An 18,085-nucleotide genomic window follows, 5' to 3' on the forward strand; every position below is an offset into this window, starting at 1 on the left:
GATCAGCCCAGGACGACCCGCACCCGGCGGACGGCCTTTCCTGCACGTCCGCCGGGGGCTTCACGCATCGTAGAGGTCCGCCTTCCGAGGCGACGGATCCTGCACCGCCGTGCTGAGGAACGCCGACCGGTTACCGAACTTCTCCGTGTCGACCCCGTTCTCGTCCAGCACCTTGATCGCCGCCGCGTGGACGACACGGAGCACCGGCGTGGCCGCCCGCAGCGCGTCGTCGGCCATGAAGCGGTGCCGCCAGGGCTGGTCGGCCCACGCGTGCCGCAGGCCGAACGGCTCGGGCAGTGTCAGCTTGCCGCCGAGCCAGTTCAGCAGCGGCGGGTACCCGGTGAGCGGGGCGCGCGCCGTGAGACGTACGACCTCGTCCGTGGTGACCAGCGGCAGCTTCACCTTGCGGGTCTCCCAGAACTTGACCGCCTTGGCGACCTCTTTCGTCGGGGCCTCGGGCTTGCTGGTGAACAGGGAGTTCACGGGACCCAGGGCGTGCCCGGTGATCTCGATGCGCAGCGTCTCGTGCAGCACGGTCACGGTGATCAGCATGGTGATGATCAACTGGCCGTCCCACAGTGTCCACTGCACGCCGAGGTAGTGCCGCTGGCCGCTGCCGAACTGCTGCTTGTTGCAGATGTCCTGTATGGCGTGGCTCTTGATCGTGTACGCCTCGACGTCCGTGCCGCCCGGCCGGGACACCTCCTTGGCGTTCTCACCGATCGGCGAGACGATCCAGTGCTTGATCGAAGGTGTGGGGAAACCACCGGTGTTGAGCGGGCCGCGCTCCAGCATGCGGAGCTTGTCGTGGATGTTGCGGACGACGTCCCAGCTGCGGAAGGGGTGGATCTCCTTGTCCGGGTCCTTGGGGACGAGGTCCTCGGCGAGCTGCCAGCTGCCCCAGCGGGTGCCCATGCCGAGTATGCCCTTGGGCCCGGCGTAGAACACCGAGTTGGACTGCTGCTCGGCGCTGAGGGCGGCCAGGGCCTGGCGCAGCCGCTCGGCCGCCGTCTCGCCCGGGCTGCCGGGCACCGCCTCCGGGATCTTGGCGCCGAGGCCGCCGCCGGACAGCAGGCTGTCCCAGCGCGCGCGCAGGTCCTTGGCGGCCCGCTCGCAGATCTGCTTGGCCCAGAGCCAGCCGACCACCGGGAGGACCACCGACGCACGCGCGTACCAGGCCCAGAAGCCGGTGAAGGGCATGCGGACGAGGAAGACCACGGCGAGGGCGCCGAAGGCGACCAGGAGCGTGGTGCCGAGGGCGCCGGCGCGCTTGTTCGTCTGCTTGGCGATCATGGACCGGAGCTGGAAGACCAGCAGCCACACCAGCAGCCCGGGCAGGAACAGCACACCGCACAGCACCATGACGGCCGACAGCCAGTTGTCCCGCTCCCGGCGGATGCGGTTCGCCGCGAGGCAGTGCTCGACGACGACCTGCGGCTCGGTGCCGAAGGACTGGATGAGGGGCTTGCGGCCGGCGCCCAGCATGCGGTCCACCACCGCCCGCCCGAAGGCCTCGCCGAGGTTGGGCCTGAAGATCGTGGCCCACTTGCGGCCCGGGCTGACGGTGGACTCGTGCCACTGGTTGTTCGCCTTGAGGATCTCGCCGACATCGCTGTCCCGGTACGCCGCCGAGGCCAGGGCGAAGGTCGCCGCCGTCTGTCCCGCGGAACCCGAGAGCGGCACTTGCGCCCCGGGAGTGAAATCGAAACCGTCGAACGCCACTTCCGCCCCCATCGCCGCCGCACCCGCTCCTGCGGCTTTCCCGACTTCCCTGCCCCGCACACCTGTTGATCAGGTCATCGTCTTGATCAGTTCCCAGAGTATCGGCCGCGACCGACATTCGTCGGCGGACGGCCGAAGCCGCCCGCCGAGGGTGAGAGAAGCCGAACCGTCAGGCGTTCTGGGCCTGTTCGCGCATCCTTTCGGCGATCTGCGACGGCATCGGCTCGTGCCGTGCGTAGGTGCGGTTGAAGCGTGCGGTGCCGTGCGAGAGAGAGCGCAGATCCACGGCGTACCGTCCGATCTCGATCTCCGGGACCTCGGCCCGTACGAGCGTGCGTCCGCCGCCCGCCTGCTCGGTGCCGACCACCCGGCCGCGCCGCCCCGACAGATCGCTCATCACGGCGCCCACGTACTCGTCGCCGACCAGGACCGTCACCTCGGCCACCGGCTCCAGCAGATGGATCCTGGTGTCGGTGGCCGCCTCACGCAGGGCGAGCGCGCCCGCGGTCTGGAACGCCGCGTCGGAGGAGTCCACGGAGTGCGCCTTGCCGTCGAGCAGGGTGATCCGTACGTCGATGAGGGGATAGCCCGCGACCACGCCCTTGGCGGCCTGGGCCCGCACCCCCTTCTCGACGGAGGGGATGAACTGCCGGGGCACGGCCCCGCCGACGACCTTGTCCACGAACTCGATTCCCGAGCCGTTCGGGAGGGGTTCGACCTCGATCTCGCAGATCGCGTACTGCCCGTGCCCGCCGGACTGCTTCACATGGCGGCCGCGCCCCGCGGCCTTGTCCGCGAACGTCTCCCGCAGGGAGACCTTGTGCGGGACCACGTCGACCTGGACGCCGTACCGGTTGCGCAGCCGCTCCAGGGCGACGTCGGCGTGGGCCTCGCCCAGGCACCACAGGACGACCTGGTGGGTGTTCTGGTTCTGTTCCAGGCGCATGGTGGGGTCCTCGGCGACCAGCCGCCCCAGGCCCTGCGAGAGCTTGTCCTCGTCGGCCTTGCTGTGTGCCTGGATGGCGAGCGGCAGCAGCGGGTCCGGCATCTGCCAGGGCTCCATCAGCAGCGGGTCGTCCTTGGCCGAGAGCGTGTCACCGGTCTCGGCCCGGTTGAGCTTCGCCACGCAGGCCAGGTCGCCCGCGATGCAGTGCGTCAGGGAGCGCTGCTGTTTGCCGAACGGCGCGGACAGGGCGCCGACGCGCTCGTCGACGTCGTGGTCCTCGTGCCCTCGGTCGCCGAGCCCGTGCCCGGAGACGTGCACCGTCTCGTCGGGGCGCAGGGTGCCCGAGAAGACGCGGACGAGGGAGACCCGGCCCACATAGGGGTCGCTGGCCGTCTTCACGACCTCCGCGACCAGCGGTCCGTTCGGATCGCAGGCCTTGACCTCGCGTTCCTGGCCTTCCGGTGTCGTCACGGTGGGCGCCGGGCGCTCCAGCGGGGTCGGGAAGCCGCCCGTGACGAGTTCCAGGAGCTCTACGGTGCCGAGCCCCTGGCGGGCACCCTCGGCGGCGGGCGCGGCCGCCAGGACCGGGAAGAAGGCCCCGCGCGCCACGGCCCTCTCCAGGTCCTGCACGAGCGTCTTGACGTCGATCTGCTCGCCGCCCAGATAACGGTCCATGAGGGTCTCGTCCTCGCTCTCGGCGATGATCCCCTCGATCAGCCGGTTGCGCGCCTCCTCGATCAGCGGCAGCTGTTCCGGTCCCGGCTCGGCCTCCTTGCGCTCCCCGGAGGAGTAGTCGAACAGCCGCTGTGTGAGGAGCCCGATCAGCCCGGTGACGGGGGCGTGCCCGTCGGGCCCCTCCGCGCCGTGCAGCGGCAGGTACAGCGGCAGTACGGCGTCGGGGTCGTCGGCGCCGAAGGCCTCGGCGCAGATCCGCGTCATGTCGTCGAAGTCGGCGCGCGCCGACTCGAGGTGGGTGATCACGATGGCGCGCGGCATGCCGACCGCCGCGCACTCCTCCCACACCATCCGGGTCGAGCCGTCCACCCCGTCCGAGGCCGAGACGACGAAAAGGGCCGCGTCCGCGGCGCGCAGACCGGCCCTTAGTTCCCCGACGAAGTCGGCGTATCCGGGGGTGTCGATGATGTTGATCTTGTATCCGTCCCAGTCGACGGGTACCAGGGACAGCTGCACCGAGCGCTGCTGCCGGTGCTCGATCTCGTCGTAGTCGGAGACGGCGGTGCCGTCCTCCACCCTGCCCGCCCGGTTCACTGCTCCCGCCGTCAGCGCGAGAGCTTCCACCAATGTCGTCTTGCCGGATCCGCTGTGGCCGACCAGCACCACATTCCGTACGGACGCGGGGTGGTCGGCCGCCGTAGCCCTGCCGGCGGCTCCGGGATGTGCGTTCGCCTTGTCGCCCATGGTCTTGCCTCCCGTGCACGGTGAGGTCTCTTTGGGCGCGGGCAAGCCGGAACCTCCCCCAGACTTCGTCCGGGAGGTGCCCCCAGCGGTGCGGCTCCGATGACGCCCGCGGTGTCTTCGAGCTTTGCACTCGCGTCACGGTGCGTCCATACGGGGGACGCGATCCCGCCGTGACATCGGTGGCATCCCACCGAGACACGGGGTGCGGGTGCCCGGCCGTCGCACAAGCGCGCGCGTGGCTACGATGGGCCAGCCGGTGGCCAGCAGGGGCCGCGCGGCGACACCGACCCTCGGGAAGGCCATGCTGAACAAGTACGCGCGTGCATTCTTCACGCGTGTCCTCACACCGTTCGCCGCGTTTCTCATCCGTCGGGGGGTAAGCCCCGACACGGTCACCCTCCTGGGTACGGCCGGAGTCATGGCGGGCGCGCTGGTCTTCTACCCCCGGGGGGAGTTCTTCTGGGGCACGATCGTCATCACGCTCTTCGTCTTCTCCGACCTGGTCGACGGAAACATGGCGCGCCAGCTCGGCCGCTCCAGCCGCTGGGGCGCCTTCCTGGACTCCACGCTCGACCGGGTCGCCGACGGCGCGATCTTCGGCGGTTTCGCGCTCTGGTACGCGGGCGGCGGCGACAACAACGCCCTGTGCGCCGTCTCGATCTTCTGCCTGGCCAGCGGCCAGGTGGTCTCGTACACCAAGGCCCGTGGCGAGTCGATCGGTCTGCCCGTCGCCGTGAACGGCCTGGTCGAGCGCGCCGAGCGCCTGGTGATCTCCCTGGTCGCGGCGGGCCTCGCGGGGCTGCACAAGTTCGGGGTGCCCGGCATCCAGTGGCTGCTGCCCGTCGCGCTGTGGATCGTCGCCGTCGGCAGCCTCGTCACGCTGATCCAGCGCGTCGTCACGGTGCGCCGGGAGTCCGCGGAGGCGGACGCCGCGGCCGCGGCGCAGAACAGCGGGGCCACGTCGTGACCGGTTTCCAGGAGAGGCTGGTGGACGGGGCGTACGCGCTCGGCTGGAGCACCGTCAAGAAGCTTCCGGAGCCGGTCGCGGCGCGCCTGGGCCGTACGATCGCGGACATCGCCTGGAAGCGGCGCGGCAAGGGCGTACAACGGCTGGAGAGCAACTACGCGCGCGTGCTGCCCGACGCGACCCCGGAGCGGCTCGCCGAGCTCTCCCGGGCGGGCATGCGCTCGTACCTGCGCTACTGGATGGAGTCCTTCCGCCTCCCCGCCTGGAGCAAGGAACGTGTGCGGACGGGCTTCGACTGCAAGGACGTGCACCATCTGACGGACGCGCTCGCCTCCGACCAGGGCGTCATCCTGGCCCTGCCGCACATGGGCAACTGGGACCTCGCCGGCGCCTGGGTCACCACCAAGCTGGAGACCCCGTTCACGACCGTCGCCGAGCGCCTCAAGCCGGAGTCGCTGTACGACCGTTTCGTCGCCTATCGCGAAGGCCTCGGCATGGAGGTCCTGCCGCACAGCGGCGGCACCGCGTTCGGCACGCTGGCCCGGCGGCTGCGGGACGGCGGACTGATCTGCCTGGTCGCCGAGCGTGATCTGTCGGCCTCGGGCGTCGAGGTGGAGTTCTTCGGCGAGACGACCCGGATGCCCGCGGGCCCGGCGCTGCTCGCCCAGCAGACCGGCGCCGTCCTTCTGCCGGTCACGCTCTGGTACGACGAGTCACCCGTGATGCAGGGCCGTGTGCATCCCCCCGTCGAGGTCCCCGAGACAGGCACCCGGGCCGAGAAGACGTCTGTCATGACACAGGCGCTGGCCGACGCCTTCGCCACGGGTATCGCCGAACATCCGGAGGACTGGCACATGCTGCAGCGCTTGTGGCTCAAGGACCTCGATCCCGGGAAGGATCCCGACAACAGGGATTCCGGCAGCGGAAATCCTGACAACAAGGATCATGACAACAAGGATCCTGACAACGCCCAGAAGGATTCCGAGAAGAGGGCCCCGTGAGGATCGGCATCGTCTGCCCCTACTCCTGGGACGTGCCGGGCGGCGTCCAGTTCCACATCCGTGACCTGGCCGAACACCTCATCCGCCGCGGGCACGAGGTCTCCGTGCTCGCCCCCGCGGACGACGAGACACCGCTGCCGCCGTACGTCGTCTCGGCGGGCCGCGCGGTCCCGGTGCCCTACAACGGCTCCGTGGCGCGCCTGAACTTCGGCTTCCTGTCGGCGGCCCGGGTGCGGCGCTGGCTGCACGACGGCACCTTCGACGTGATCCACATCCACGAGCCGGCCTCGCCCTCGCTCGGCCTGCTCGCGTGCTGGGCCGCGCAGGGCCCCATCGTCGCCACCTTCCACACCTCCAACCCGCGCTCCCGGGCCATGGTCGCCGCGTACTCGATCCTCCAGGCGGCCCTGGAGAAGATCAGCGCGCGGATCGCGGTGAGCGAGTACGCCCGCCGTACCCTCGTCGAGCACCTGGGCGGCGACGCGGTCGTCATCCCGAACGGCGTCGACGTCGACTTCTTCGCCCGCGCCAAGCCCAAGCCCGAGTGGCAGGGCGACACCCTCGGCTTCATGGGCCGCATCGACGAGCCCCGCAAGGGCCTGCCCGTCCTCATGAAGGCCCTGCCCAAGATCCTCGCCGAGCGTCCGGGGACCCGGCTCCTGGTCGCCGGACGCGGTGACGAGGAGGAGGCCGTCGAGTCCCTGCCGGCCGAGATGCGCTCGCGGGTCGAGTTCCTCGGCATGGTCAGCGACGAGGACAAGGCCCGCTTCCTGCGCAGCGTCGACGTGTACGTGGCGCCCAACACCGGCGGCGAGAGCTTCGGCATCATCCTCGTGGAGGCGATGTCGGCGGGCGCACCGGTGCTGGCCTCCGACCTCGACGCCTTCGCGCAGGTCCTCGACCAGGGCGCGGCCGGTGAACTCTTCGCCAACGAAGACGCGGACGACCTGGCCGCCGCGGCCCTGCGGCTGCTCGGCGACCCCGAGCGCCGGGCCGAGCTCCGCGCGCGGGGCAGCGCCCACGTACGGCGCTTCGACTGGTCGACCGTCGGCGCGGACATCCTGTCCGTCTACGAGACGGTGACGGACGGTGCGGCGGCGGTCGCCACGGACGAACGGACGGGTCTGCGGGCGAGGTTCGGACTGGCCCGGGACTGAGCGCCCACCGGGGCGGAGTGGGAGTACGCGGCGAGCGGTGGCTCGGCAGGCCGCCGCTACCAGCTGGGGAGATGAGTTCGTCCCCGTCGGCCAGGAGCGCGTGAACACCTGGCAGGGTGACTTCCCCCCCGGGTCAGCACCCGCCCCGGCGGCCGTACGGGAACCGTCCCGGTGGACTCCTGCGAGCCCAACGGCTTCGGCCCGCACAGCACTTCGGGAACGTGTGGGGGTGGTGCGCGGACGCCTTCACCGCGCCCTCCGGGACCTCGGTCGAGACCTCGGCGACGGACCCCGCCGAGCGGGTCGTCCGCGGGGGCTCCTCCGCCCGGCACGGTGGTTTCCGTTGCGTCTGGGACGTGGGGGAGGGGTGCGCACACCCGGGTAGCCTTGCCGCCCGTGACCGCAACCCTCATCTGGATCCTCGTCGGCCTCGTCGCGATCGGCCTCTACCTGAGCTGGACCGCGGGGCGTCTCGACCGGCTGCACGCCCGGATCGACGCCGCCCGTGCCGCGCTCGACGCGCAGTTGTTGCGCCGTGCCTCGGTCGCCCAGGAGCTGGCGACCTCCGGGGTGCTCGATCCCGCCGCCTCGATCGTGCTCTACGAGGCCGCGCATGCCGCGCGGCAGGCGGAGGAGGAGCAGCGCGAGGTGGCCGAGAGCGACCTCAGCCAGGCCCTGCGGGCCGTCTTCGGAGAGGTGCAGCAGGTGGAGGCGGTGCGGGAGGCGCCTGGTGGGGACGCGGCGGCGACCGAGCTGGCGCAGGCGGTGCGGAGGGTGCCGATGGCTCGGCGGTTCCACAACGACGCGGTGCGTGCCGCCCGCGCTCTTCGTCGCCACCGCAAGGTTCGCTGGTTCCGCCTCGCCGGCCATGCGCCCTTCCCCATGGCCTTCGAAATGGACGACGAGCCTCCCATCGCGCTGGCGGACCGTCCCACGACCTGAGGACGGAGGTCCCTTCCGGCCGCGGGTGGGTGCGTGTTCGCTCCGGGGCTGCGCCCCGAATCCCCGCCTGCCCGGTGGCTGTTCGGCTCCGGCCCGGTGGGGGCTGGTCGCGCAGTTCCCCGCGCCCCTGGGGCGGGGCTGCGCCCCGATCTGTCGCCTGCCTGTTGTCTTTTGGCTGACGGCCGGTGGGGGCTGGTCGCGCAGTTCCTCGCGCCCCTGGGGCGGGGCTTCGCCCCGCATCCCCCGCCTACCCGGAGTCGTTTGGCTGCGGGCCGGTGGGGGCTGGTCGCGCAGTTCCTCGCGCCCCTGGGGCGGGGCTTCGCCCCGCGTGCCCTGCCCCAGGAGGGGCGCTGTGCGCGTCTTTCAGCCTGGCCGGCGTTTGAGGGCGAGGGTGTTCAGGCCGAGGCGGGGGGCTGGGGGCGGAGCCCCCGGGGATGGGACGGGTAGGGGCGGCGGGGGCGAAAAGGATCCACCGGCTCCCCATTGGCCCTTGCTGTGGACTGGTCCATTCACGTTTCCTCGGTGCTGCAGAAACCCTCTTTCACCGAGTGAGGTCAACCCGTGTCCAGCACGCTCTCCAACACCGCCGAGAACACCGCAACCGGCACCGCCCGCGTCAAGCGCGGAATGGCCGAGCAGCTCAAGGGCGGTGTGATCATGGACGTGGTCAACGCCGAGCAGGCGAAGATCGCCGAGGACGCCGGCGCCGTGGCCGTCATGGCCCTGGAGCGGGTGCCCGCCGACATCCGCAAGGACGGCGGCGTGGCCCGTATGTCGGACCCGAACATGATCGAGGAGATCATCGACGCGGTCTCCATCCCCGTCATGGCCAAGTCCCGCATCGGCCACTTCGTCGAGGCCCAGGTCCTCCAGTCCCTCGGCGTCGACTACATCGACGAGTCCGAGGTCCTCACCCCGGCCGACGAGGTCAACCACTCCGACAAGTGGGCCTTCACGACCCCCTTCGTCTGCGGTGCGACCAACCTGGGCGAGGCCCTGCGCCGCATCGCCGAGGGCGCCGCCATGATCCGCTCCAAGGGCGAGGCAGGCACCGGCAACGTCGTCGAGGCCGTCCGTCACCTGCGCCAGATCAAGAACGAGATCGCCCGTCTGCGCGGCTTCGACAACAACGAGCTGTACGCCGCCGCCAAGGACTTGCGCGCCCCGTACGAGCTGGTCAAGGAGGTCGCCGAGCTCGGCAAGCTCCCGGTCGTGCTGTTCTCCGCCGGTGGTGTCGCGACCCCCGCCGACGCCGCTCTCATGCGTCAGCTCGGCGCCGAGGGCGTCTTCGTGGGCTCCGGCATCTTCAAGTCCGGCGACCCGGCCAAGCGCGCCGCCGCCATCGTGAAGGCGACCACCTTCTACGACGACCCGAAGATCATCGCGGACGCCTCCCGCAACCTGGGCGAGGCCATGGTCGGCATCAACTGCGACACCCTCCCCGAGACCGAGCGCTACGCCAACCGCGGCTGGTAAGAGACCGGACACACGAGACCGGACAAAGGCATCACGTACATGACTGACGCACCTGTCATAGGCGTCCTGGCACTCCAGGGCGACGTACGGGAGCACCTCATCGCCCTGGCCGCGGCCGACGCCGTGGCCAGGCCGGTGCGGCGTCCCGAGGAGCTCGCCGAGGTGGACGGCCTGGTCATCCCCGGCGGCGAGTCCACCACCATCTCCAAACTTGCCGTCCTGTTCGGATTGATGGAGCCCCTCCGCGCCCGCGTGCGCGCGGGAATGCCCGTCTACGGCACCTGCGCGGGCATGATCATGCTCGCCGACAAGATCCTCGACCCGCGCTCGGGCCAGGAGACGATCGGCGGCATCGACATGATCGTGCGCCGCAACGCCTTCGGACGTCAGAACGAGTCCTTCGAAGCGGCGGTCGACGTCCGGGGCGTCGAGGGCGATCCTGTAGAGGGCGTCTTCATCCGCGCCCCCTGGGTCGAGTCCGTGGGCGCCGCGGCCGAAGTGCTCGCCGAGCACGAGGGCCACATCGTCGCCGTACGTCAGGGCACCGCGCTCGCCACGTCGTTCCACCCGGAACTGACCGGCGACCACCGCGTGCACGGCCTGTTCGTCGACATGGTGCGCGCGAACCGGATACCGGAGTCCTTGTAGGATCTGGGGGTCCCCCAGATCCTCAAGGTCCGGGGGAGTTCGTACAGGATGGGTTACGCGAAGGAGACAGGCAGATGTCCGGCCACTCTAAATGGGCTACGACGAAGCACAAGAAGGCCGTGATCGACGCCAAGCGCGGCAAGCTCTTCGCGAAGATGATCAAGAATATCGAGGTCGCCGCCCGCACCGGTGGCGCCGACCCGGGCGGTAACCCGACGCTGTTCGACGCCATCCAGAAGGCCAAGAAGAGCTCGGTCCCGAACAAGAACATCGACTCGGCGGTCAAGCGCGGCGCCGGTCTCGAGGCCGGTGGCGCCGACTACGAGACGATCATGTACGAGGGTTACGGGCCGAACGGCGTCGCGGTGCTCATCGAGTGCCTCACCGACAACCGCAACCGCGCCGCCTCGGACGTCCGCGTCGCCATGACGCGCAACGGCGGCAACATGGCCGACCCGGGCTCCGTCTCGTACCTCTTCAACCGCAAGGGCGTCGTCATCGTCCCCAAGGGCGAGCTGACCGAGGACGACGTCCTGGGTGCCGTGCTCGAGGCGGGTGCCGAAGAGGTCAACGACCTCGGCGAGTCCTTCGAGGTCATCTCCGAGGCCACCGACCTGGTCGCGGTCCGCACGGCCCTCCAGGACGCCGGCGTCGACTACGACTCCGCCGAGGCCAACTTCGTCCCGACCATGCAGGTCGAGCTCGACGAAGAGGGCGCCCGGAAGATCTTCAAGCTGATCGACGCCCTGGAGGACAGCGACGACGTGCAGAACGTCTTCGCCAACTTCGACGTGAGCGACGACGTGATGGCCAAGGTCGACGCCTGAGGCACGCGACAGTCGAACGGGCCGACGGGACACACCCCGTCGGCCCGTCGCTTTGTCAGTGGCACCCGATAGCCTGCTCGAACTGTGGGGGTACCTCCCAGCGGTGGCCGGGGAGATCGAAGGAGGGGGTTTGGGGTGCGGGTGCTGGGCGTTGACCCGGGACTGACCCGATGCGGTGTCGGGGTGGTCGAAGGAGTCGCGGGCCGACCCCTGACCATGCGCGGCGTCGGGGTCGTACGCACTCCGGCGGACGCCGAGTTGGGCCTGCGCCTCGTCGCCATCGAGCAGGGCATCGAGCAGTGGCTCGACGAGTACGAGCCCGAAGTCGTCGCCGTGGAGCGGGTGTTCAGCCAGCACAACGTGCGGACGGTGATGGGCACGGCCCAGGCCAGCGCCGTAGCCATGCTCTGCGCCGCGCGCCGCGGCCTGACGGTCGCCCTGCACACCCCGAGCGAGGTCAAGGCCGCCGTCACCGGCAGCGGACGCGCGGACAAGGCCCAGGTGGGTGCCATGGTCACCAGGCTGCTCAGGCTCGACGCGCCGCCCAGGCCCGCCGACGCGGCGGACGCCCTCGCCCTCGCCATCTGTCACATCTGGCGCGCCCCCGCGCAGAACCGGCTCCAGCAGGCCGTCGCGCAGAACCGACTCCAGCAAGCCGCTGCCCTGCACGCGTCGAAACCCGCTTCGCACCACGCTTCGAAAGGCCGTACCGCATGATCGCCTTCGTCAGCGGCCCGGTCGCCGCCCTCGCCCCGGACTCCGCGGTCGTCGAGGTCGGCGGCATCGGCATCGCCGTCCAGTGCTCACCCAATACGCTCTCCGGGCTCCGGATGGGACAGCAGACCAAGCTCGCCACCTCCCTCGTCGTGCGCGAGGACTCCCTGACGCTGTACGGCTTCGCCGACGACGACGAGCGCGGAACCTTCGAGCTGCTCCAGACCGCCAGCGGTGTCGGCCCACGCCTCGCGCAGGCCATGCTCGCCACGCACTCGCCCGACACCCTGCGCCGCGCGATCGCCACGGGTGACGAGAAGACGCTCACGGCCGTACCCGGCATCGGCAAGAGGGGAGCCCAGAAGCTCCTGCTGGAGCTCAAGGACCGGCTCGGCGAGCCCCTCGGCACGAGCACCGGCATCGGCGCCCCGGTCAGCACCGGGTGGCGCGACCAGCTGCACGCCGCGCTGATCGGCCTCGGGTACGCGACGCGTGAGGCCGACGAGGCCGTCTCCGCCGTCGCCCCGCAGGCCGAGGCCGCCGAGGGCACACCCCAGGTGGGCCGGCTGCTCAAGGCCGCCCTCCAGACCCTCAACCGCGCCCGCTGAACCACCGGCCGCCCCACCACCAGACCGCGAGGCACACATGCACGCTGTGTCTTCCCGGGTAGCGCCCCCGGACCCCCGGCCGGATGACACAGCCGGCATGCCACGGCTAGGAGAACTTCAGTGAACTGGGACGACACGACCGACGAGAGCGACGCCGAGCGGCTCGTCGGCGCGTCCGCCGACCGTGAGGACCAGGCCGTCGAGGCGGCCCTGCGCCCCAAGGACCTGGACGAGTTCATCGGCCAGGAGAAGGTCCGCGAGCAGCTCGACCTCGTCCTGCGCGCCGCCCGCGCGCGCGGCGCCACCGCCGACCACGTGCTGCTCTCCGGCGCCCCCGGCCTCGGCAAGACCACCCTCTCGATGATCATCGCCGCCGAGATGGGCGCCCCCATCCGCATCACCAGCGGCCCCGCCATCCAGCACGCCGGTGACCTGGCGGCGATCCTCTCCTCGCTCCAGGAGGGCGAGGTGCTGTTCCTCGACGAGATCCACCGCATGTCCCGGCCCGCCGAGGAGATGCTCTACATGGCGATGGAGGACTTCCGCGTCGACGTGATCGTCGGCAAGGGCCCCGGCGCCACCGCGATCCCACTGGAGCTGCCGCCGTTCACGCTGGTCGGCGCCACCACGCGCGCGGGTCTGCTGCCGCCCCCGCTGCGCGACCGCTTCGGCTTCACCGCGCACATGGAGTTCTACGAACCCGCGGAGCTCCAGCGCGTCATCCACCGTTCTGCCCATCTCCTCGACGTGGAGATCGGCTCGGAAGGCGCCGCCGAGATCGCGGGGCGCTCCCGCGGCACGCCCCGCATCGCCAACCGTCTGCTGCGCCGCGTCCGGGACTACGCGCAGGTCAAGGCGGACGGGATCATCACGCGCGAGATCGCCGGGGCCGCGCTCAAGGTCTACGAGGTCGACGCCCGAGGCCTCGACCGGCTCGACCGCGGTGTCCTGGAGGCCCTGATCAAGCTGTTCGGCGGCGGCCCGGTCGGTCTGTCCACGCTCGCGGTCGCGGTGGGGGAGGAGCGCGAGACCGTCGAGGAGGTCGCCGAGCCCTTCCTCGTACGGGAGGGACTGCTCGCCCGTACACCGCGCGGCCGGGTGGCGACCCCGGCCGCATGGGCCCATCTCGGTCTGACGCCGCCGCGCCAGTCCACGGGGGGAAACGGACAAGGGGACCTGTTCGGGGCGTGACGGCGTGCGCACTCGCGGGGTCAGGAACCCCGGTGCCATGCTGAGCGTTGTTCCCTGAGTGCGGACTCGCTTAGACTCCGCCGATGCCGCCCTTGTCGACGGCATACATACCCCCATCCAGCAGGCCGCTCACCAATCGCGGTCGAAGAAGGAAGTTCCGACCCGTGAGTCTCGTGACCCTCCTCCCGTTCATCGTGCTCATCGGGGCCATGTTCCTGATGACCCGGTCGGCCAAGAAGAAGCAGCAGCAGGCCGCTTCCATGCGCAATGAGCTGCAGCCCGGCTCCGGCGTGCGCACGATCGGTGGCATGTACGCCACTGTCAAGGAGGTCAACGAGGACTCGGTCCTCCTTGACGCCGGCCCGGGCGTCGACCTGCTGTTTGCGAAGAACTCGATCGGCGCCGTGCTCTCCGACGACGAGTACAACCGCATCGTCCACGGCATCGAGCACGACCTGGATGCGGACGGGTCGGTCGTTCCCGACGACGCCTCCTCCCTCACCGAGACCGACGAGCCCGCCGCCGACGCCTCTTCCGACGCCTCCGACGACAAGCCCCTCGACCTCGGCAAGAAGGACGTGGCCGCCGAGCCGTCCGACAAGCCCGCCGAGGCGAAGGCCGACGAGGCCGACGAAGCAGAGCCGAAGAAGACCGACGGCGAGTCCGACGCGAAGTAGTCACGCCCCGGGGACGCGGCGCGATCCGTTCGCGCTCCGCACCTCCGGGACCTGCGTTTTCGCACGGAGTCCCGACACCATGTCATGGCCGCCCCCGCGCTGACCCCGCGCACGGCGGCCCGAGAGGGAGTACGAGAAGGTGGCAGCACCGAAGAAGGGCCGGAGCGCGAGCGCCCAGAGCAGGCCGGGGCGCTCGCTGGCCTTCATCCTGATCGCCATCGCGGCGCTCACGGGGGGGATGTTCCTCTCCGGGCATCCCACCCCGCGTCTCGGCATCGACCTCGCCGGCGGCACGAGCATCACGCTCACGGCGAAGAACGAGCCGGGCCAGCCGAACGCGATCAACAAGACCAACATGAACACCGCGGTCGACATCATGAACCGCCGTGTCAACGGTCTCGGCGTCTCTGAGGCCGAGGTGCAGACCCAGGGATCCGACAACATCATTGTCAACATCCCCAAGGGCACGAACTCCAAGGAAGCCCGGGAGCAGGTCGGCACCACCGCGAAGCTCTACTTCCGTCCGGTCCTGGCCACCGAGGTCTCCGGTTCGGCCGCGTCGGCCAGCCCGTCGCCCGGCGCCTCGAGCAGCTCCTCCTCGAAGGCCACGGACAAGGCCACCGACAAGGCGACCTCGTCGAGCTCCGCGAGCCCGACGTCCTCCGCCACCTCTCAGGGCCGCGCGGTCACCGACGCCCTGAAGGCGGACTCCACGCCGTCCGCGAGCAGCTCCGCGAGCTCCTCGGCCAGCCCCTCGGCCTCCTCCAGCGCCTCGCCGTCGGCGAGCAGCAGCGCGAGCGCCAGTGCCGCGGCCACCAAGCTCCAGGCTCAGTACACGGCGCTCGACTGCACCGACGAGGCGCAGCGCGCCAAGGCCGGCGAAGGCTCCAAGGCCACCGACCCCACCGTGGCCTGTGGCAAGAACTCCTCGGGCCAGTGGCAGAAGTACGTTCTCGGCCCCGCCGAGGTCTCGGGCACGGACATCAAGAGCGCCGCGGCCGTCTTCGACACCCAGAGCGCGGCGGGCTGGAAGGTCACCATGGAGTTCACCTCCGGTGGCTCCAAGAAGTTCGCCGACATCACCGGCAAGCTCGCGAAGAACCAGTCCCCGCAGAACCAGTTCGCGATCGTCCTCGACGGTGATGTCGTCTCCGACCCGTTCGTCCAGCAGGCGCTGACCGGCGGAAGCGCGGAGATCTCCGGCAGCTTCGACCAGGCCGAGGCGCAGAGCCTGGCGAACATGCTGAAGTACGGCGCGCTGCCGCTCGAGTTCAAGGCGTCGAGCATCACCACGGTGACCGCCGCGCTCGGCGGCGAGCAGCTGCACGCCGGTCTGATCGCGGGCGCCATCGGCCTCAGCCTGGTCATCATCTACCTGGTGGTCTACTACCGGGGCCTGTCGGTGATCGCCATCGCCTCCCTGCTGGTCTCCGCCGTCCTCACGTATGTGCTCATGTCACTGCTCGGCCCCACCATCGGCTTCGCGCTGAACCTGCCGGCCGTCTGTGGTGCGATCGTCGCGATCGGCATCACAGCGGACTCGTTCATCGTGTTCTTCGAACGCATCCGGGACGAGATTCGCGAAGGCCGCTCCTTGCGCCCGGCCGTTGAGCGTGCCTGGCCGCGCGCCCGGCGCACCATCCTGGTCTCCGACTTCGTGTCGTTCCTCGCCGCCGCGGTGCTCTTCATCGTCACCGTCGGCAAGGTCCAGGGCTTCGCGTTCACGCTCGGTCTGACCACGGTGCTCGACGTGGTCGTCGTGTTCTTCTTCACCAAGCCGCTGATGACGCTCCTCGCCCGCCGGAAGTTCTACGCGAGCGGCCACAAGTGGTCCGGCCTCGACCCCAAGGCCCTGGGCGCCAAACCACCGCTTCGCCGTACGCGCCGTCCCTCCGCCCCCGTCGACCCGAAGGAGGCGTGAGATGTCGAAACTCGGCACCCTCGGCGCCCGGCTCCACCGCGGCGAGATCGGCTACGACTTCGTCGGCAAGCGCAAGATCTGGTACGGCATCTCGATCCTGATCACCATCACGGCCATCCTCGGCCTGACGGTGCGCGGCCTGAACATGGGCATCGAGTTCCAGGGCGGCGCCGTCTTCACCACCGAGAAGACCAGCGTCTCGGTGTCCCAGGCCGAGACGTACGCGCAGGAGGCGTCCGGCCACGACGCGGTCGTCCAGAAGCTCGGCAACGGCGGTCTGCGCATCCAGATCGCCGGCATCGACACGGACAAGTCCGACAAGATCAAGGACGAGCTCGCCAAGGACCTGAACGTCGACTCGGAGAAGATCAACGCCGACCTGGTCGGCCCCAGCTGGGGTGAGCAGATCGCCAACAAGGCCTGGGAGGGTCTGGCGATCTTCATGGTCCTCGTCGTGATCTACCTGGCGATCGCCTTCGAGTGGCGCATGGCCGTGGCCGCGCTCGTAGCCCTGATCCACGACATCACCATCACGGTCGGCATCTACGCCCTGGTCGGCTTCGAGGTGACCCCGGGCACCGTGATCGGTCTGCTCACCATCCTCGGTTACTCGCTCTACGACACGGTCGTCGTGTTCGACAGCCTCAAGGAGCAGACGAAGGACATCACCAAGCAGACCCGCTACACGTACAGCGAGATCGCCGACCGTTCGATCAACGGCACCCTGGTCCGCTCGATCAACACCACGGTGGTCGCGCTGCTGCCGGTCGCGGGCCTGCTGTTCATCGGTGGCGGTGTGCTCGGCGCGGGCGTGCTCAACGACATCTCGCTGTCGCTGTTCGTCGGCCTCGCGGCCGGTGCGTACTCCTCGATCTTCATCGCCACGCCGCTCGTCGCCGACCTCAAGGAGCGCGAGCCGCAGATGAAGGCCCTCAGGAAGCGCGTTCTCGCCAAGCGGGCCCAGGCCGCGGCGAAGGGCGAGCCCCTGGAGTCCGAGGTCACCGAGGTGATGCTGGACGACGAGCCGGAGGACGACGGGCCCATGGTCGTGGGCCCGCGCAACCAGCCCGCGTCCCGCAACCGCGGTCGCGGCCGACCCTCGGGGAAGCGCCGATGACCGAGCTCACGGACATCACGACGCTGCTGCTCAGCCGTATCCGCGACGTGGCCGACTACCCGGAGCCGGGTGTGATGTTCAAGGACATCACCCCGCTCCTGGCGGACCCGGCGGCCTTCACGGCGCTCACCGACGCCCTGGCGGAGATCGCCGTGCGCGCCGAGGCCACGAAGATCGTCGGTCTGGAGGCCCGTGGCTTCATCCTCGGCGCCCCGGTCGCCGTCCGCGCCGGAATCGGCTTCATCCCCGTACGCAAGGCGGGCAAGCTCCCCGGAGCGACCCTGTCGCAGGCGTACGACCTGGAGTACGGCTCGGCCGAGATCGAGGTGCACGCCGAGGACCTGAGCGCGGACGACCGCGTCCTGGTCGTCGACGACGTCCTCGCCACTGGCGGCACCGCCGAGGCCTCGCTCCAGCTCATCCGCCGGGCGGGCGCCGAGGTCGCGGGCGTCGCCGTGCTGATGGAGCTCGGTTTCCTCGGCGGCCGCGGCCGTCTGGAGCCGGCTCTCGCGGGCGCTCCGCTGGAGGCGCTCCTCAAGCTCTGAGGGCCGCGTTCCCGACACCTGGGGGAAAGCCCCGGGAAAGGCCCGGGAAGGCCCTGAGACACCCGTAGGACACCGTGGTGGCGGGCCCGGAGGAATCCGGAGCCCGCCTCTCGCGTTGTTCCTGTACGAGGCCGTCCCAGCGGCCGAAAGCGAGCCCGGCGCCCAGGATCGCTACCATGGGGTTTCCGGAGCCTGACCGGGGGACCC

The 18,085-nt window shown here is 70.3% G+C and carries 16 protein-coding genes; 14 read left to right on the forward strand and 2 right to left on the reverse strand.

From position 1 onward, the window contains the following. Positions 1 to 60: 60 nt before the first annotated feature. The gene (locus AQJ27_RS11600; RefSeq protein WP_067365885.1) at positions 61 to 1,734 is read right to left on the reverse strand and encodes a hypothetical protein; all 1,674 of its coding nucleotides are present in this window, start codon (positions 1,732 to 1,734) and stop codon (positions 61 to 63) included. Positions 1,735 to 1,891: 157 nt separating this feature from the next. Beyond that, the gene (locus AQJ27_RS11605; protein WP_067365890.1) at positions 1,892 to 4,087 is read right to left on the reverse strand and encodes an elongation factor G-like protein EF-G2; all 2,196 of its coding nucleotides are present in this window, start codon (positions 4,085 to 4,087) and stop codon (positions 1,892 to 1,894) included. 244 nt (positions 4,088 to 4,331) lie between these two features. On the opposite strand from AQJ27_RS11605, the gene pgsA reads away from it, so the two are divergent. From pgsA to AQJ27_RS11675, 14 genes are all read left to right on the forward strand, one after another. After that, on the forward strand, positions 4,332 to 5,054 hold the full coding sequence (pgsA, locus tag AQJ27_RS11610) for a phosphatidylinositol phosphate synthase (RefSeq protein WP_079064919.1): 723 nt from the start codon (positions 4,332 to 4,334) through the stop codon (positions 5,052 to 5,054). Next, complete coding sequence (locus tag AQJ27_RS11615) at positions 5,051 to 6,055, forward strand: phosphatidylinositol mannoside acyltransferase (RefSeq protein ID WP_079064920.1); 1,005 nt, start codon at positions 5,051 to 5,053, stop codon at positions 6,053 to 6,055. Before pgsA ends, AQJ27_RS11615 begins: the two co-directional genes overlap by 4 nt. Then, on the forward strand, positions 6,052 to 7,212 hold the full coding sequence (locus tag AQJ27_RS11620) for a glycosyltransferase family 4 protein (protein WP_067365894.1): 1,161 nt from the start codon (positions 6,052 to 6,054) through the stop codon (positions 7,210 to 7,212). Before AQJ27_RS11615 ends, AQJ27_RS11620 begins: the two co-directional genes overlap by 4 nt. A 396-nt stretch (positions 7,213 to 7,608) precedes the next feature. Beyond that, positions 7,609 to 8,154 carry a LemA family protein gene (locus AQJ27_RS11625; protein WP_067365897.1) on the forward strand — a complete coding sequence of 182 codons (546 nt, stop codon included), beginning with the start codon at positions 7,609 to 7,611 and terminating at the stop codon, positions 8,152 to 8,154. Positions 8,155 to 8,715: 561 nt separating this feature from the next. Then, positions 8,716 to 9,630: a pyridoxal 5'-phosphate synthase lyase subunit PdxS gene (pdxS, locus tag AQJ27_RS11630; RefSeq protein WP_067365899.1), complete on the forward strand. Its 915-nt coding sequence runs from the start codon at positions 8,716 to 8,718 to the stop codon at positions 9,628 to 9,630. A 39-nt stretch (positions 9,631 to 9,669) separates the two neighbouring features. Beyond that, entirely contained in the window at positions 9,670 to 10,278 is a 609-nt protein-coding gene (pdxT, locus tag AQJ27_RS11635; protein WP_067365903.1) for a pyridoxal 5'-phosphate synthase glutaminase subunit PdxT, read from the forward strand. Between the two features lie 74 nt (positions 10,279 to 10,352). Continuing rightward, positions 10,353 to 11,105: a YebC/PmpR family DNA-binding transcriptional regulator gene (locus tag AQJ27_RS11640; RefSeq protein WP_067365906.1), complete on the forward strand. Its 753-nt coding sequence runs from the start codon at positions 10,353 to 10,355 to the stop codon at positions 11,103 to 11,105. A gap of 135 nt (positions 11,106 to 11,240) precedes the next feature. Beyond that, a complete protein-coding gene (ruvC, locus tag AQJ27_RS11645; protein ID WP_067365911.1) occupies positions 11,241 to 11,822 on the forward strand; it encodes a crossover junction endodeoxyribonuclease RuvC in 582 nt (193 codons plus the stop codon). Then, positions 11,819 to 12,427, forward strand: a complete 609-nt coding sequence (ruvA, locus tag AQJ27_RS11650; protein ID WP_067365915.1) for a Holliday junction branch migration protein RuvA — start codon at positions 11,819 to 11,821, stop codon at positions 12,425 to 12,427. The genes ruvC and ruvA overlap by 4 nt, the downstream gene beginning before the upstream one ends. Before the next feature lie 120 nt (positions 12,428 to 12,547). Next, complete coding sequence (ruvB, locus tag AQJ27_RS11655; RefSeq protein ID WP_067365918.1) at positions 12,548 to 13,618, forward strand: Holliday junction branch migration DNA helicase RuvB; 1,071 nt, start codon at positions 12,548 to 12,550, stop codon at positions 13,616 to 13,618. Between the two features lie 164 nt (positions 13,619 to 13,782). Continuing rightward, a complete protein-coding gene (gene yajC / locus AQJ27_RS11660) occupies positions 13,783 to 14,295 on the forward strand; it encodes a preprotein translocase subunit YajC (protein WP_067365921.1) in 513 nt (170 codons plus the stop codon). Between the two features lie 139 nt (positions 14,296 to 14,434). Further along, entirely contained in the window at positions 14,435 to 16,216 is a 1,782-nt protein-coding gene (secD, locus tag AQJ27_RS11665; protein ID WP_067365924.1) for a protein translocase subunit SecD, read from the forward strand. Position 16,217: 1 nt separating this feature from the next. Then, the gene (secF, locus tag AQJ27_RS11670; RefSeq protein WP_067365927.1) at positions 16,218 to 17,333 is read left to right on the forward strand and encodes a protein translocase subunit SecF; all 1,116 of its coding nucleotides are present in this window, start codon (positions 16,218 to 16,220) and stop codon (positions 17,331 to 17,333) included. Next, positions 17,330 to 17,878 (forward strand): adenine phosphoribosyltransferase, encoded by a 549-nt coding sequence (locus tag AQJ27_RS11675; protein WP_067365930.1) that lies wholly within the window; start codon positions 17,330 to 17,332, stop codon positions 17,876 to 17,878. The genes secF and AQJ27_RS11675 overlap by 4 nt, the downstream gene beginning before the upstream one ends. Positions 17,879 to 18,085: the final 207 nt, after the last annotated feature.

The sequence above is a fragment of the Streptomyces olivochromogenes genome (genome assembly GCF_001514115.1).
GTDB lineage: Bacteria > Actinomycetota > Actinomycetes > Streptomycetales > Streptomycetaceae > Streptomyces > Streptomyces olivochromogenes.

Excerpts from the sequence above, each read along its gene's own strand:
- pgsA (WP_079064919.1), top strand. The coding sequence starts at position 4,332 with ATGGGCCAGCCGGTGGCCAGCAGGGGCCGCGCGGCGACACCGACCCTC.
- secF (WP_067365927.1), top strand. The coding sequence starts at position 16,218 with ATGTCGAAACTCGGCACCCTCGGCGCCCGGCTCCACCGCGGCGAGATC.
- ruvA (WP_067365915.1), top strand. The coding sequence starts at position 11,819 with ATGATCGCCTTCGTCAGCGGCCCGGTCGCCGCCCTCGCCCCGGACTCC.
- AQJ27_RS11675 (WP_067365930.1), top strand. The coding sequence starts at position 17,330 with ATGACCGAGCTCACGGACATCACGACGCTGCTGCTCAGCCGTATCCGC.
- pdxT (WP_067365903.1), top strand. The coding sequence starts at position 9,670 with ATGACTGACGCACCTGTCATAGGCGTCCTGGCACTCCAGGGCGACGTA.
- AQJ27_RS11605 (WP_067365890.1), bottom strand. The coding sequence starts at position 4,087 with ATGGGCGACAAGGCGAACGCACATCCCGGAGCCGCCGGCAGGGCTACG.
- AQJ27_RS11640 (WP_067365906.1), top strand. The coding sequence starts at position 10,353 with ATGTCCGGCCACTCTAAATGGGCTACGACGAAGCACAAGAAGGCCGTG.
- AQJ27_RS11600 (WP_067365885.1), bottom strand. The coding sequence starts at position 1,734 with ATGGGGGCGGAAGTGGCGTTCGACGGTTTCGATTTCACTCCCGGGGCG.